The following is a 15,646-nucleotide window of genomic DNA, read 5'->3' on the forward strand; positions in this document are numbered from 1 at the left end:
GATTCGAGATTCGAGATTCGAGTAAATAATTTAAGGGTTGGCCTAATGGGCCAACCCTTTTTTATAGAATGGAATGTCTCTTCGCATCCCGAAGCGCAGCGTACTCGCATCTCGGAGTGGAACGTTACTGCTCTTTTCTTCAGACATAAAAAACCGCTGACCAATCAGCGGTTTTTCAAACATTAGCGAGTGGCTAAAGGAGAATTACTTCTTCTTTTTCACTGCTTTCTTATTTGGAAGGTCAGTGATTGAACCTTCGAATACTTCCGCAGCTAGACCAACAGACTCGTGTAGAGTTGGGTGAGCGTGGATAGTAAGTGCGATATCTTCTGCATCACAACCCATTTCGATCGCTAGGCCGATTTCGCCAAGAAGTTCACCACCGTTAGTACCAACAACAGCACCACCGATTACGCGATGAGTATCTTTATCGAAGATCATCTTAGTCACGCCGTCTGCACAGTCAGAAGCGATTGCACGACCAGAAGCAGCCCAAGGGAAAGTAGCAACTTCGTAATTGATGCCTTCAGCTTTCGCTTCTTTCTCAGTCTTACCTACCCAAGCAACTTCTGGCTCAGTGTACGCAATTGATGGGATTACTTTAGGGTCGAAGTAGTGCTTCTTACCAGAGATAACTTCAGCAGCTACGTGACCTTCATGCACACCTTTGTGAGCAAGCATTGGTTGACCAACAACATCACCGATCGCGTGGATGTGAGGAACGTTAGTACGCATTTGCTTATCAACATTGATGAAACCACGCTCATCAACTTCGATACCCGCTTTTTCAGCGTCGATAAGTGCACCGTTTGGAACACGACCGATAGCAACAAGAACAGCATCGTAGCGCTCAGCTTCAGCTGGTGCTTTCTTGCCTTCCATTGAAACGTAGATACCGTCTTCTTTCGCTTCAACTGCAGTTACTTTAGTCTCAAGCATTAGCTTGAACTTGTTCTTGATACGCTTAGTGAAGACTTTAACGATGTCTTTATCCGCAGCAGGGATAACTTGGTCGAACATCTCAACTACGTCTACTTTAGAACCTAGAGAGTGGTAAACCGTACCCATTTCAAGACCGATGATACCACCGCCCATGATAAGCAGTTTTTCAGGAACTTCTTTCAGCTCAAGTGCATCCGTAGAATCCCAAATACGTGGGTCTTCATGTGGAATGAAAGGAAGTTTGATTGGGCGAGAACCCGCAGCGATGATTGCGTTATCGAAGTTAACTGTTGTTGCTTCACCTTCGCCTTCAACTAGGATGCTGTTAGGACCAGTGAACTTACCGAAACCGTTAACAACTGTTACGTTACGCATCTTAGCCATACCGCCAAGACCGCCAGTTAGTTGGTCTACTACTTTTTCTTTCCAGATACGGATCTTGCTGATGTCCGTTTGTGGCTCGCCGAATACAACGCCGTGCTCTGCCATCGCTTTCGCTTCTTCGATTACTTTAGAAACGTGAAGAAGTGCTTTCGATGGAATACAACCAACGTTTAGACATACACCACCAAGAGTGCTGTAACGTTCAACTAGTACTGTTTCTAGACCTAAATCCGCACAACGGAATGCAGCTGAGTAACCAGCAGGACCTGAACCAAGTACAACAACTTGGGCTTTAATTTCTTTGCTCATTGTGACCTCTTGTAGTCATTATCCCTAACAGGCTGAGTAGATGTTCTTAAAATTATTGGGCTTTCAAACAGCCAACATTTTACAGAGATGTTAACAGTGTGAAAGTAGCTTTAAGTTAGCCTGTGAGCTAGACAACACTTCCCTTTCGCTTTATGAGAAAAGCGGGAACTGTTCTCTAAAAATAGTCTTTATATAAAGAATTAAGGTGACTCGAAAGCCACCTTAATAATTACTTTCTCAATTACAGTACTAGACGACGAATGTCAGATAGTGCGCTGTTTAGGAAAGTAATGAAGCGTGCACCTTCAGCACCATCGATCACACGGTGGTCGTATGATAGAGATAGTGGAAGCTGAAGACGTGGCTGGAACTCTTTACCATTCCAAACTGGCTTAATTTCAGACTTAGATACACCTAGGATACCTACTTCTGGAGCATTTACGATTGGCGTAAATGCAGTACCGCCGATGCCACCAAGGCTAGAGATTGTGAAACAACCGCCTTGCATGTCTGCCGCTGTTAGCTTACCAGAACGTGCTTTCTTAGAAACAGCCATTAGCTCTTCTGATAGCTCGTAAATGCCTTTCTTGTTCACGTCTTTGAAGACAGGAACAACTAGACCGTTTGGTGTATCAACAGCGATACCCACATTTACGTACTTCTTAAGAATGATGCTTTCGCCATCTTCAGAAAGAGAAGAGTTAAACGCTGGGAACGCTTCTAGCGCTTTAGCAACAGCTTTCATGATGAACACAAGAGGAGTGATCTTCATGCCAGTGTCTTTCTTAGCTTCGATTGCGTTCTGCTCTTTACGGAATGCTTCTAGCTCAGTGATGTCTGCGTTGTCCCACTGTGTAACGTGAGGGATCATTACCCAGTTACGGTGTAGGTTTGCACCAGAGATCTTCTTGATCTTAGAAAGCTTCTGAACTTCAGTTTCGCCGAACTTGCTGAAGTCAACTTTTGGCCATGGTAGTAGACCAAGAGCAGAGCCGTCACCGCCTTTGCCAGATGCCGCAGCACCAGACTCTAGACGCTTAAGTGCATCTTTAACGTAAGACTGAACGTCTTCTTTTAGTACACGGCTCTTACGACCAGTACCTTTAACTTTCGCTAGGTTTACACCGAACTCACGAGCTAGACGACGAACAACCGGAGACGCATGTGCGTACTCACCGTTTTCTTGGAAGTCGTCTGCAGCTGCAGGAGCTGCTGCTGCCGCTGGAGCTTCAGCTTTAGGTGCAGGTGCCGCCGCTGGAGCTGCTGCTTGTGCAGGTGCTGCAACAGGAGCTGGAGCTGCGCCTTCAACCGGAGTGCCGGCCACGACGAAAGTCATGATTAGAGAGCCAGTTGACACTTTGTCGCCAGCTGCAATCTTGATCTCTTTAACTGTACCAGCGAATGGTGCAGGAACTTCCATTGAAGCTTTGTCGCCTTCAACAGTAATTAGAGATTGCTCTTCTTCTACTGTATCGCCAACCGCTACCATTACTTCAGTAACTTCAACTTCGTCACCGCCGATGTCTGGAACGTTTACTTCTTTTTCAGCTGCGGCCGGCGCTCCGGATGCTGTTGGAGCCGCTGCAACTGGTGCTGCCGCCGCTGGAGCAGGAGCTGCTGCAGGTGCTGAACCAGCAACCTCGAATACCATTACTAGAGAACCAGTAGAAACTGAGTCACCAGAAGCGACCTTGATTTCTTTAACTGTACCAGCGAATGGTGCAGGAACTTCCATTGAAGCCTTGTCACCTTCAACAGTTAGAAGAGATTGCTCTTCTTCTACTGAATCACCGATAGCAACCATGATTTCAGTAACTTCTACTTCGTCGCCACCGATATCTGGAACGTGAACTTCTTTAAGCTCTGCCGCTGCTGCCGCTGCAGGAGCGGCTACTGGAGCTGCCTCTGCTGCTGGAGCAGGTGCAGCTTCAGCTGCACCCTCGGCTTCGAAAATCATGATTAGAGAACCAGTAGAAACTGAATCGCCTTCAGCTACTTTGATTTCTTTAACGATACCTGCTTGAGACGCTGGAACTTCCATAGAAGCTTTGTCGCCTTCAACAGTGATCAGAGACTGTTCTTCTTCAACCTTGTCGCCAACGCTTACAAGAATCTCAGTAACTTCAACCTCATCCGCACCGATGTCAGGTACATTAATTTCGATTGCCATTGCTTATTTACCTTCTAGTTAAGCGCTGTATTAAGCGTATTGTGGGTTTGTTTTTTCAGTGTCGATATCGAATTTAGCAATTGCTTCAACAACTACAGATTTCTCGATATCACCACGTTTAGCCAGTTCAGTTAGAGCTGCAACTACGATGTAGCCAGCGTTAACTTCGAAGTGACGACGTAGGTTTGCACGGCTGTCAGAACGGCCGAAACCATCAGTACCAAGTACTTTGTAAGACTCGCTTGGCATGTAAGCACGTACTTGCTCAGCGTAGTTCTTCATGTAGTCAGTCACTGCGATTGCAGGTTCTTTACCAAGTACAGTTGTGATGTACGGTACTTTCTCTTCAGCTTCTGGGTGAAGCATGTTGTCACGCTCTACCGCTTGGCCGTCACGAGTTAGTTCGTTGAACGACGTTACAGAGAATACGTCAGATGCTACGCCGTACTCTTCGCTTAGAATTTCAGCCGCTTTACGCGCTTCGTTCATGATAGTACCAGAGCTCATTAGTTGAACTTTGCCCTTAGCACCAGCGTGAGATTCAAGCTTGTAGATACCCTTACGGATGCCTTCTTCAGCGCCTTCTGGCATTGCTGGCATTGCGTAGTTCTCGTTCATTACTGTTAGGTAGTAGTAAACGTTCTCTTGCTCAGGGCCGTACATGCGACGGATACCGTCTTGCATGATTACCGCTAGCTCGTAAGCAAACGTTGGGTCGTAAGAGATACAGTTCGGGATAGTGTTCGCTTGGATGTGCGAGTGACCATCTTCGTGCTGTAGACCTTCACCGTTCAGTGTTGTACGACCAGCTGTAGCACCTAGTAGGAAGCCGCGAGCTTGTTGGTCACCTGCTAGCCATGCCATGTCACCAATACGTTGGAAACCGAACATAGAGTAGTAGATGTAGAACGGGATCATTGGTAGGTCGTTCGTGCTGTATGAAGTTGCCGCTGCAACCCATGAAGCCATAGAACCTAGCTCGTTGATACCTTCTTGAAGAACTTGACCAGATGTTGCTTCTTTGTAGTAAGAAACGATGCCTTTATCTTCAGGTGTGTATTCTTGACCGTGTGGGTTGTAGATACCAACCTGACGGAATAGACCTTCCATACCGAATGTACGAGCTTCATCACAGATGATAGGAACGATGTTCTTACCAATGTTCTTATCTTTAAGAAGGATGTTTAGCGTACGTACATAAGCCATAGTTGTAGAGATATCACGCTTCTGTTCACCTAGTAGAGGTGCGAATGCGTCTAGCTCAGGAACCTTGAACTCTTGAGTAAACTTAGGAAGACGTGCAGGTGTGTAACCGTGTAGAGCGTTACGACGAGCGTGCATGTATTCGTACTCAGGCGTACCTTCTTCCAATTTCAGGTAAGGAAGTTCAGCGATCTTCTCATCTGAAAGGATGTCTTGTAGGCCTAGGCGATCACGTAGGTGTTGAACATGAGTCATGTCCATTTTCTTAACACCGTGTGCAATGTTCTTACCTTCAGCTGCATCACCCATGCCGTAACCTTTAACAGTCTTAGCTAGGATTACAGTTGGCTTACCGTTTGTCTCTTTAGCATTGTTGAATGCAGCAAACAGTTTAGAAGAATCGTGACCACCACGCTTAAGAGCGAAGATTTCGTCATCAGTCATGTCTGCAACTAGTGCAGCTGTTTCTGGGTACTTACCAAAGAAGTGCTCACGTACGTATGCGCCATCTTTAGATTTGAATGTTTGGTAGTCACCATCGATAGTTTCGTTCATTAGTTGAAGAAGCTTACCAGTAGTGTCTTTAGCTAGTAGAGAATCCCAGTTGCTACCCCAGATAACTTTAACAACGTTCCAACCTGCACCTTTGAATAGGCCTTCAAGTTCTTGGATGATGCTACCGTTACCCATTACAGGGCCGTCTAGACGCTGTAGGTTACAGTTGATTAGGAAACATAGGTTGTCTAGCTTCTCACGCGCAGCGAAAGAGATAGCACCACGTGATTCTGGCTCATCCATCTCACCGTCACCTAGGAACGCGTATACGCGTTGCGCTGAAGTTTCTTTCAGGCCACGGCCGTCAAGGTACTTAAGGAAGCGCGCTTGGTAGATAGCAGAGATAGGGCCAAGACCCATAGATACTGTCGGGAACTGCCAGAACTCAGGCATCAGTTTCGGGTGCGGGTAAGAAGGGATACCTTTACCATCAACTTCTTGACGGAAGTTATCTAGCTGTTCTTCAGTTAGACGACCTTCAACGAATGCACGAGAGTAGATACCTGGAGAGATGTGACCTTGGTAGTAAACTAGATCGCCACCGTCTGTCTCGTTTGGAGCACGGAAGAAGTGGTTGAAACATACTTCGTAGAACGCTGCTGCTGACTGGTAAGAAGCCATGTGACCACCAAGGTCTAGGTCTTTCTTAGAAGCACGCAATACGATCATGATTGCGTTCCAGCGAATAATCGAACGAATACGACGCTCAAGAGTTACGTCACCAGGGTAAGCTGGCTCTTGTGCTGCTGGAATTGTGTTGATGTAGTTTGTGTTGATGCCTGTAGCCATATCAACACCATCTAAACGCGCTTTATCTAGAACTTGTTCTAGTAAAAACTGTGCACGTTCTACACCTTCTTCACGTACTACTGACTCAAGAGCTTCTAACCAATCTTGAGTTTCCAGAGCATCAACGTCATGCTTCATGTCAGACATGGCGATCTATCCTTTTTGTTAGTTGGATTCTACTAAACACGTAAATAGCCGAAGTATTACGGCTATTTACCCTGTTGAATTCGACGTAAAGAACGTTCGCGGCGCGACTCTTCTTTGGTCAAATCCATCAATGTTTCTTCGATGTAAGCTAAATGAGAGTGTGACATTTCACGTGCCTGTTCTGGCTGTCCTGAAACGATCGCATCTACAATGTTAGCTCGATGTATACTCACTTTCTCCACAACGTCTTTACGACGATGCAACAGCTTTAAATTCTCTAAGACGTTTTGTTCGAGTAACGGAGCCAAGCTACGAACAATGTGCAATAACACCACATTGTGCGCTGCCTCTGTTAAAGCAATAAGAAAAGCCATCACCGCTGCAGATTCGGCTTCAATATCACCCTTTTCTTGCGCGCCGTGAATTTTTTCTTGGCAGGCTTGAATACGAGCAAAGTCTTCATCGGTTCCACGCAATGCCGCGAAGTAAGCCGAAATCCCTTCCATCGCATGACGCGATTCCAACAAGTCTAGTTGGGTTTCAGAATGGGACGACAACAAATTAAGCAAAGGATCTGAAAAGCTTTTCCAGATATTTTCGCTAACAAACGTACCTCCACCTTGACGGCGAGTAAGCAAGCGTTTTGCTTCTAAACGTTGTATCGCTTCTCGGATCGAAGGACGAGACACATCGAACTGTTTCGCCAGTTCGCGCTCAGGCGGCAGCTGCTGCCCTGGAGCCAGTGTTCCTTCCACTATCAACCTTTCTAACTCTTGTTCGATAACATCGGAGAGTTTTGGCTGACGAATCCTTTGATAAGCCATAGTTTGTTGTTCTTCTTTTTCTTCGCTGACAATTGGTAATACCAATTTTAAGTTGGGCAGAAATTAACATAATTAAAACGCCACTGTCCAGCCTAAAATTGACCTGCATCATAGAATACAGCGTGAATTAACCATGATTTAACAAATGAAATTTAAAACAGCAACCAAATTGGTCTTACCATTTACAGGGGTAATACTTTTGGGGAGTGTTCTTGCTAGAAAGTTTCAGGATAAAAATGAATTGTTTCAGAAAGATTAGTGTCACTCGTTTAAAAATCGAACCAAGCGCACATTTAGGGTGGAAATTCTGTTCATAAGTTTTAATAAATGAGTGTTTGATAAGTTCGTCACACTCTCAATTTATTGATGCGCTTCTCTCCACCACTTTCTTTACATCGCAACAACAAAAATTCACAAGTCATTATGCCAGGCGTTGACTATTCAACGCCCACCAGCGGTAAGCCCATCGTCAAAAACTGAGGCTTAAGCTTTGAGATTTTTTTTAAACTTCTGCCAATCAAACACCAAGCCAGGGTCAGTTTTACGCAAAGGCGCTATATATTGATGGCCAGTGATACGCTCACTGGTGATTTGAGGAAACGTCGATACGAGCGTTTCTGTTAATTGGCTAAGCGCTTGATACTGCTGCTCGCTATAAGCTACAAAGTCACTACCTTCCAGTTCAATACCAATAGAGTAATCATTGCACCTTTCACGCCCTGCAAAACTCGACTGGCCAGCATGCCAAGCTCGGTCTAAGAAAGAAACGAACTGCACCACTTCCCCATCGCGACGAATCAAACAGTGCGCCGACACGCCCATTTGGTGAATCACCTTAAAAAACGGGTGTTCCTTCGGGTCGAGTTTGCCCGTAAAAAACAGTTCTATGTAAGGCCCACCAAATTGACCCGGAGGCAAGCTAATGTTGTGAACCACCAGCAGAGAAATATCGTCGGCACTCGGTCGAGCATCAAAATACGGAGAAGGAACATGCCGAGCGTTGTCGTACCATCCGTTGGAGCTGATCGTCATCTTGGTCTCACTTTCTTTTCTGCTAGCACAATAAGATGTGACCTTGCCCATAGAGCAGTCGCGCTAGCCTCTTTAATTTGAAGTTAAGCAAGAGTATCATTCCATTCCCACTCCCTTTCAAGATTAGATTTGCGATGAAAAACACACATAACAGCCACCAACGCCTTGACTACTTAAAAGAGCAACTGCCTCTAGAGATCACTCGTGCAGTCGCTGAGACCATCAAAGAAGATCTAGGTGGAACTTTAGATCCAGCGGCTGATATTACGGCAAGTCTAATCCCTGCAGACGCAGTCAACAGTGCAACCATCATTACCCGTGAGCACGGCGTATTCTGTGGTAAAGCTTGGGCTGATGAAGTGTTTAAGCAACTGGGCGGTGAAGTGACTATCGAGTGGAACGTAGAAGATGGCGACAAGGTTGTACCAAACCAAACGCTTTGCACGCTAACTGGCCCAGCACGCGCGCTATTAACGGGTGAGCGTAACGCAATGAACTTCATTCAAACGCTATCTGGCTGTGCGACTACTACAGCTATCTACGCAGACAAAATCAAACACACCGAATGCCGCTTGTTAGATACACGTAAAACGATTCCTGGCCTGCGCAGCGCACTAAAATACGCAGTCGCTTGTGGCGGCGGTTTCAACCACCGTATTGGGGTTTTCGATGCTTACCTAATCAAAGAAAACCACATCATCGCTTGTGGTGGTATTGAGAAAGCTATTTCAACAGCAAAAGAGCTAAACCCGGGTAAGCCTGTAGAAGTGGAAACTGAGAGCCTAGAAGAGCTAGAGCAAGCGATCAGCGCTGGCGCAGACATCATCATGCTAGATAACTTCACCACAGACATGATGCGCGAAGCTGTGAAAATCAACGCAGGACGTGCAGCACTAGAAAACTCTGGCAACGTGACTCTAGATACCATTGCTGAGTTCGCTGAAACAGGCGTTGATTACATCTCGGTAGGCGCATTAACTAAGCACCTGAAAGCAATGGATCTATCAATGAGATTCAAAGCGTAATTGACTGAATAATAAATAAGTTATCGCTGAAGGCACTGTTAATAACAGTGCCTTTTTTATTGCCTTAATTATCAGTATTTCAAACCGTTATTTAAGTCGATCGCATAAATTTGCGCGCTATATGAAACACCACACCAATAAATACCAAACCACTCGCGACCACACCTGAACACCATTCCACAACCCCATATCAACTTCTATTCTTTCCATCAACCAGTGCCTGCACTGAAACAAACTAAACAATGGAATAGAACAATGAATAACAAAAGTAAAAGAACAAATCAGAAAGGCTTTACGCTGATTGAATTGATGATTGTTGTGGCTGTAATTGGCGTATTGTCTGCGATTGCCATTCCTCAATATCAAAAATATGTAGCCAAAGCAGAAGTTGCTTCAGCTCTTGCTACAATGACAGGTATAAAAACTAATGTAGAGGCTTATGCCGCGGAAAACGGGGCTTTTCCTGCTAATAGCTTAACTGATGAGCTAGGTGTCCCATCAAAGATACCAGTTGGAGCGATTACATTTGATCCTGACGCATCAGCTGGTGTTGGCACCATCGTATTTACATTCGCAAGCTCCGGAGTTAGTACCATTTTACATGATAAAGTTTTTGTATTAAGCCGCTCAGGGGATGGCGAATGGGAATGTGATAGCGATGCAACAGATGGTGTCGAGGACGCACTATTACCAAAAAACTGTAAGTTATAATATTCAATGCTCACCAACCTCCCAACTGTTCTCCGTCAGGCTGGTTTGCTTAGCCTGACTCAAGAACAAGCAGTTGCGGAACATGTACAAGCTTCAGGTATTTCGACACCTGAAGCTTTACTCGTTCTCGATTTCTTCAGCGGCGATTCCTTAGCAAACAACATTAAAACCATCTTCGGCTTACCGTTAGTACAACTTGCCAATGTTGATTATGAAATCTTATGTGACCAATTAGGGCTTCGTGAACTGATAACCAAGTATCGTGCTATCCCGATTTCAGTCTCTAGCTCGACTCTCACGCTCGCCTCTGCTGACCCTACCGACTTGCAAGCGGAAGATGACTTTCGATTTGCCACCGGATTACAGATTGAATTGGTTGTCGCCAACTACTCCGAATTAGAAGGCGCAATACGCAAGCTGTATGGCCGCTCCATTTCCGGACAAGATTCTAACCGCAAAGAAATCACTCAAGATGAACTCGCCAATCTCGTTGAGGTGTCTGACGACGAGATAGCGTCGATAGAAGATCTCAGTCAAGACGATTCCCCTGTCAGCAGATTTATCAATCAGATATTGGTCGATGCGGTACGCAAAGGTGCATCAGATATTCATTTTGAACCTTATGAAGAGCACTATCGCGTGCGCCTGCGTTGCGATGGCATCCTTGTCGAGATTCAGCAACCCGCCTCTCATTTAAGTCGCCGGTTATCTGCTCGCTTGAAGATCCTCGCCAAGCTTGATATCGCCGAGCGTCGTTTGCCTCAAGATGGTCGTATCAAACTACGCTTAAATGACGAACTGGCGATTGATATGCGTGTATCGACGCTGCCAACATTATGGGGAGAAAAGATCGTTCTTCGTCTTTTAGACAGCAGCGCTGCCAATCTCGATATCGATAAGTTAGGTTACAGCGAAGATCAAAAAGCCCTCTATCTTAATGCCCTTAAACGCCCACAAGGTATGATCTTGATGACAGGGCCAACCGGCAGCGGAAAAACCGTCTCCCTATACACAGGCCTTCGAGTACTGAATACCACTGAACGCAATATTTCTACAGCTGAAGACCCAGTGGAGATTAACCTGTGTGGTATCAATCAAGTACAGGTCACGCCAAAGATCGGTTTCGGATTCGCTGAAGCACTGAGATCGTTTTTACGACAAGATCCCGATGTGGTGATGGTCGGTGAGATCCGAGATTTAGAAACTGCAGAGATCGCTATCAAAGCATCGCAAACGGGTCACTTAGTGCTTTCAACTCTTCATACTAACTCTGCAGCGGAAACCGTCACTCGGCTCGCCCACATGGGTATTGAACCATTTAACTTAGCGTCCTCGTTAAGCTTAATTATCGCTCAGCGACTGGCAAGGCGGTTATGCAACCATTGCAAAGAAAATGACGACTCTCCGGACATCTTTCTGCGTCACTCGATTCCTAACAGTCGAACCATCTATAAAGCCAACCCTCGAGGGTGTAATGAGTGTAATCAAGGGTATTCAGGTCGAGTCGGTATCTATGAAGTGATGCCTTTTACCGACAAACTCAAAAGCAGCCTTATCAATAAACCCAATGCGCTAGCAATTGAAGACCTTGCGCGTCGAGAAGGCATGAGAACTCTGCAAGAGTCGGGGCTAGATAAATTGCTTGAAGGCACCACCAGCTATCAAGAGCTGCAACGTGTTCTGTACATATAACCCAATGGAGCACCAATGAGTAGCAAGTCCAAACAATCACAATTAAAAAGCTATCACTGGAAAGGTATTAACAGCTCAGGCAAGAAAGTGTCAGGACAAACCTTAGCGCTTACCGAATTAGAAGTGCGAGAAAAGCTCAAAGAACAACATATTCAAATTAAGAAAATCAAAAAGAAAAGTATTTCAGCCGTCACTCGTTTAACACATCGCGTCAAAGCCAAAGACATCACAATTTTAACTCGCCAACTGGCTACCATGTTGGCTACTGGTGTGCCTATCGTACAAGCGATAAAGTTGGTATCAGACAATCACCGTAAAGCAGAAATGAAATCAATTTTATCGCACATCTGCAAAGGTGTAGAAGCCGGAACTCCGATCTCAAAAGCGATGCGAACCGCAAGCCGTCACTTTGATGATCTCTACACCGACTTAGTCGCGACGGGCGAACTTTCCGGTAATCTAGCGCAAGTATTCGAACGCTTGGCAACTTATCGAGAAAAGAGTGAACAGTTAAAGTCTAAGGTTATAAAAGCACTGATCTACCCAGCGATGGTGGTCATTGTTGCACTAACTGTCTCCTACCTAATGCTAACCATGGTAATCCCCGAATTTGAATCTATGTTTTCAGGCTTTGGTGCCGATCTCCCTTGGTTTACTCAACAAGTTCTTCATCTTTCTCATTGGATGCAGGCTTACAGTTTTTATACGGCTGTAGGCATCGGGCTTGTTGTTCTGATTATTTACCAACTATGCCAGCGCTCCCACTCGTTCAGACTGTCTGTCAGTCGGCTAGGATTGCGTTTCCCTGTTCTCGGTGGCGTATTAGCGAAAGCCTCAATAGCCAAATTCAGCCGAACCTTATCAACTAGCTTTAGTTCTGGCATTCCGATTTTAATGAGCCTTAAAACCACAGCCAAAACCGCAGGCAACCTGCATTATGAATCGGCCATCATTGAGGTTCACCGAGAAACGGCTGCTGGCATGCCAATGTATATCGCAATGCGCAATACCAACGCCTTTCCTGAAATGGTGTTACAGATGGTGATGATCGGTGAAGAGTCAGGAAACCTTGATGATATGCTCAATAAAGTAGCCTCCATTTACGAGTTTGAAGTCGACAACACCGTCGACAATTTAGGCAAGATTCTAGAGCCACTGATCATCGTATTTTTAGGGACAGTTGTTGGCGGGCTTGTGGTTGCGATGTACTTACCGATCTTTAATCTTATGAGTGTGTTAGGATAGTTAAAAGCAACTAAACACCCATGAGCAACAATCTCTGCTCACCTTGATTAAGTGGTAAAGGACACTATGGAAGTATTTCACTACTATCCTTGGCTATTCCCCGTATTAGCTTTCATTTTTAGCCTTCTTATCGGCAGCTTCCTCAACGTAGTCATACACCGTTTGCCAATTATGATGGAACGTGAATGGCAACAAGAGTGCTCGGAATATTTCTCTCAATATAAAATTCCAGCGCCAGAGGGAAAGTTCAACCTCAGCATTCCTCGCTCTACCTGCCCGAAGTGCAAAACCCAATTAAGAATCGTCGACAATATCCCAGTGTTAAGCTGGTTGTTCTTAAAGGGTAAGTGCCATAGCTGTGCTAATCCAATCAGTGCTCGCTACCCTTTGGTCGAACTGCTTACCGCAATACTTTGCACAATGGTTGCTAGCCACTTTGGTTTCAGTTACTACGCCATTGCTTTGATTTTTTTCACCTTCGCACTGATTACCGCGACCTTTATCGATCTCGATACCATGTTGTTGCCTGATCAAATCACCTTGCCTTTGGTATGGTCCGGTATCGCATTAGCACTGTTTAATATCGGCCCAGTATCGCTGCAAGATTCCGTGGTTGGCGCAATGGCTGGTTACCTCGCTTTATGGTCTGTTTATTGGTTGTTCAAACTGCTAACAGGTAAAGAAGGCATGGGTTACGGTGACTTCAAACTCCTAGCTGCACTTGGTGCATGGCTTGGTTGGCAACACCTACCGATGATCATCCTTTTATCTTCGCTGGTCGGCCTTGTGTTTGGTTTGATTCAACTTCGCCTGAAACAGCAAGGCATCGATAAAGCCTTCCCATTTGGTCCTTACCTCGCGATAGCTGGTTGGGTAAGCCTATTGTGGGGCAATGACATCATGGGTTGGTATTTCACTTCTGTGCTAGGGATTTAATCATGGCAATCATTATCGGATTAAGTGGTGGTATCGCCAGTGGCAAAACCACGGTAGCCAACCTATTCAATCAGCATTTCAATATTGATATTGTCGATGCTGATATCGTGGCACGTGAAGTGGTTGCGCTGGGCAGTGTCGGCTTAAAACAGATTACAGAACACTTTGGTGAGTCTATCTTGCTTGACGATGGAACACTCAACCGAAGTAGGCTGCGTGAGCTGATCTTCTCAGATCCTAAAGAAAAGCAGTGGCTCAATGATCTTCTTCATCCCATGATCCGTGACAAAATTGACAGTGACCTGTCTAAAATCACATCCCCGTATGGTTTATTAGTTGCACCGCTATTGGTGGAAAACCAAATGCAAGGCATGGCCGATCGCGTTTTAATCGTTGATGTGCCTACAGAAGTGCAAATAGAACGCACAATGAGTCGTGACAATGTTTCGAAGGAACAGGTTGCCGCAATTTTAAAATCACAAGCTTCAAGAGAACAGCGCTTAGCGGTTGCAGATGACGTGATTAAAAACCATACTAAAAACCAAGAACTTTTGCCTCAAATCACAGATTTACATCAAAAGTATCTGGCAATCAGTACAGTAGATGGGTCAGAATAGAACTATGTTGAATGAAGGTTTGCTTGATGATCACCCATAAATTTGAACATCCTCTAAATGAGAAAACAAGAATCTACTTAAGAGTTGAGTCGCTCTTGAGGCAGCTACACTTGTCTTCTACATTTTCCGATGCTCAACAGTATCAACTCTTTTTCCGTTCCATCTTTGATCTGATTGAAATCTTCGAACAGATCCAACTCAAGAGCGAACTCGCAAAAGATATTGAGAAGCAACGTGTAACCTACAAAAGCTGGTTGGATGTTGAAGGTGTCGATCAAGAGATGCTGACATCACTACTTAATGACATTGGTAACATCTATCGTGATCTGATGCAGGCAGAACGTTTTGGCCAATCACTTAAAGAAGACCGCTTCCTGAGTGCGATTCGCCAGCGCTTTAATCTTCCAGGTGGCTCATGCTGCTTTGATTTACCGGCACTGCATTATTGGCTGCACCTTCCTCTTGATAAGAGAATGCGAGATGCTAAAGCTTGGATGGACAGCTTACAGCCTCTGTATGAAGCGCTAACACTGTGGTTGAAGCTCACCAGAGAGACGGGGCACTTCAAAGAGAAAATCGCTCGTGCTGGCTTCTTCCAGAGCGATGCCGATGAAGCGAATATCCTTCGTCTTTCTATTCCGATGCAATACGGTGCCTACCCGATGATCTCCGGTCACAAGAACCGCTTTGCTGTTAAGTTCATGAGCTTTGAAACTGGGCAAGCCTGTACTCAAGACATCGAATTTGAATTGGCAATCTGCACCTAATTAATTTCCTTTTATAGTTTGGCTTGAGCCCTCACTCGAGCCTAAACTCACTATTATTACACCTTCAAATTAAGAATCACTATGTCGAAGAAAATCACCATCGTTAAATGCCCTCAATGTAATGCTGACGTTGAATGGGGCGAACAAAGCCCGCACCGCCCGTTTTGCAGCAAGCAATGTCAGATGATTGATTTCGGTGAATGGGCAGACGAAGAGAACAGCATCGCTGGCGCACCAGATATGTCAGATAGCGATGGTTGGTCGGAAGATCCGTACTAAGCGAGTAGCGAGTAGCGAG

14 protein-coding genes are annotated in these 15,646 nt (G+C 45.3%); 9 read left to right on the forward strand and 5 right to left on the reverse strand.

What is annotated here, in order from left to right; translation table 11 throughout:
* On the forward strand, positions 1-186 hold a 186-nt coding region (locus AB4375_RS00680), incomplete at its 5' end, for a hypothetical protein (RefSeq protein WP_372050862.1).
* An 18-nt stretch (positions 187-204) separates the two neighbouring features.
* Here the strand turns inward: AB4375_RS00680 and lpdA are convergent.
* The 5 genes from lpdA to ampD form a co-directional block, all read right to left on the reverse strand.
* Positions 205-1,635 (reverse strand): dihydrolipoyl dehydrogenase, encoded by a 1,431-nt coding sequence (gene lpdA / locus AB4375_RS00685; RefSeq protein ID WP_372050863.1) that lies wholly within the window; start codon positions 1,633-1,635, stop codon positions 205-207.
* Positions 1,636-1,876: 241 nt separating this feature from the next.
* Positions 1,877-3,805, reverse strand: a complete 1,929-nt coding sequence (gene aceF, locus AB4375_RS00690; RefSeq protein WP_372050864.1) for a pyruvate dehydrogenase complex dihydrolipoyllysine-residue acetyltransferase — start codon at positions 3,803-3,805, stop codon at positions 1,877-1,879.
* Between the two features lie 30 nt (positions 3,806-3,835).
* On the reverse strand, positions 3,836-6,499 hold the full coding sequence (gene aceE / locus AB4375_RS00695; protein WP_136981622.1) for a pyruvate dehydrogenase (acetyl-transferring), homodimeric type: 2,664 nt from the start codon (positions 6,497-6,499) through the stop codon (positions 3,836-3,838).
* A gap of 62 nt (positions 6,500-6,561) precedes the next feature.
* On the reverse strand, positions 6,562-7,323 hold the full coding sequence (pdhR, locus tag AB4375_RS00700; RefSeq protein WP_136973772.1) for a pyruvate dehydrogenase complex transcriptional repressor PdhR: 762 nt from the start codon (positions 7,321-7,323) through the stop codon (positions 6,562-6,564).
* A gap of 483 nt (positions 7,324-7,806) precedes the next feature.
* The gene (gene ampD, locus AB4375_RS00705; RefSeq protein ID WP_017059444.1) at positions 7,807-8,406 is read right to left on the reverse strand and encodes a 1,6-anhydro-N-acetylmuramyl-L-alanine amidase AmpD; all 600 of its coding nucleotides are present in this window, start codon (positions 8,404-8,406) and stop codon (positions 7,807-7,809) included.
* An 83-nt stretch (positions 8,407-8,489) separates the two neighbouring features.
* Between ampD and nadC the strand changes: the two genes are divergently transcribed.
* From nadC to yacG, 8 genes are all read left to right on the forward strand, one after another.
* Entirely contained in the window at positions 8,490-9,380 is an 891-nt protein-coding gene (gene nadC / locus AB4375_RS00710; protein WP_372050865.1) for a carboxylating nicotinate-nucleotide diphosphorylase, read from the forward strand.
* Between the two features lie 255 nt (positions 9,381-9,635).
* Positions 9,636-10,091, forward strand: a complete 456-nt coding sequence (locus AB4375_RS00715; RefSeq protein WP_017071017.1) for a pilin — start codon at positions 9,636-9,638, stop codon at positions 10,089-10,091.
* Between the two features lie 6 nt (positions 10,092-10,097).
* Positions 10,098-11,783 carry a type IV-A pilus assembly ATPase PilB gene (gene pilB, locus AB4375_RS00720; RefSeq protein ID WP_372050866.1) on the forward strand — a complete coding sequence of 562 codons (1,686 nt, stop codon included), beginning with the start codon at positions 10,098-10,100 and terminating at the stop codon, positions 11,781-11,783.
* Positions 11,784-11,798: 15 nt separating this feature from the next.
* Positions 11,799-13,028: a type II secretion system F family protein gene (locus AB4375_RS00725; RefSeq protein ID WP_136977806.1), complete on the forward strand. Its 1,230-nt coding sequence runs from the start codon at positions 11,799-11,801 to the stop codon at positions 13,026-13,028.
* A 66-nt stretch (positions 13,029-13,094) separates the two neighbouring features.
* Positions 13,095-13,964: an A24 family peptidase gene (locus tag AB4375_RS00730; RefSeq protein WP_372050867.1), complete on the forward strand. Its 870-nt coding sequence runs from the start codon at positions 13,095-13,097 to the stop codon at positions 13,962-13,964.
* Between the two features lie 2 nt (positions 13,965-13,966).
* The gene (gene coaE / locus AB4375_RS00735) at positions 13,967-14,581 is read left to right on the forward strand and encodes a dephospho-CoA kinase (RefSeq protein WP_372050868.1); all 615 of its coding nucleotides are present in this window, start codon (positions 13,967-13,969) and stop codon (positions 14,579-14,581) included.
* Between the two features lie 26 nt (positions 14,582-14,607).
* Positions 14,608-15,348, forward strand: a complete 741-nt coding sequence (gene zapD / locus AB4375_RS00740; protein ID WP_017068873.1) for a cell division protein ZapD — start codon at positions 14,608-14,610, stop codon at positions 15,346-15,348.
* Positions 15,349-15,429: 81 nt separating this feature from the next.
* Entirely contained in the window at positions 15,430-15,627 is a 198-nt protein-coding gene (gene yacG, locus AB4375_RS00745) for a DNA gyrase inhibitor YacG (RefSeq protein WP_010435916.1), read from the forward strand.
* The last annotated feature ends 19 nt before the right edge of the window (positions 15,628-15,646 follow it).

This window comes from Vibrio sp. 10N.261.51.C6, assembly GCF_041471785.1.
Classification (GTDB): Bacteria; Pseudomonadota; Gammaproteobacteria; order Enterobacterales; family Vibrionaceae; genus Vibrio; species Vibrio crassostreae_C.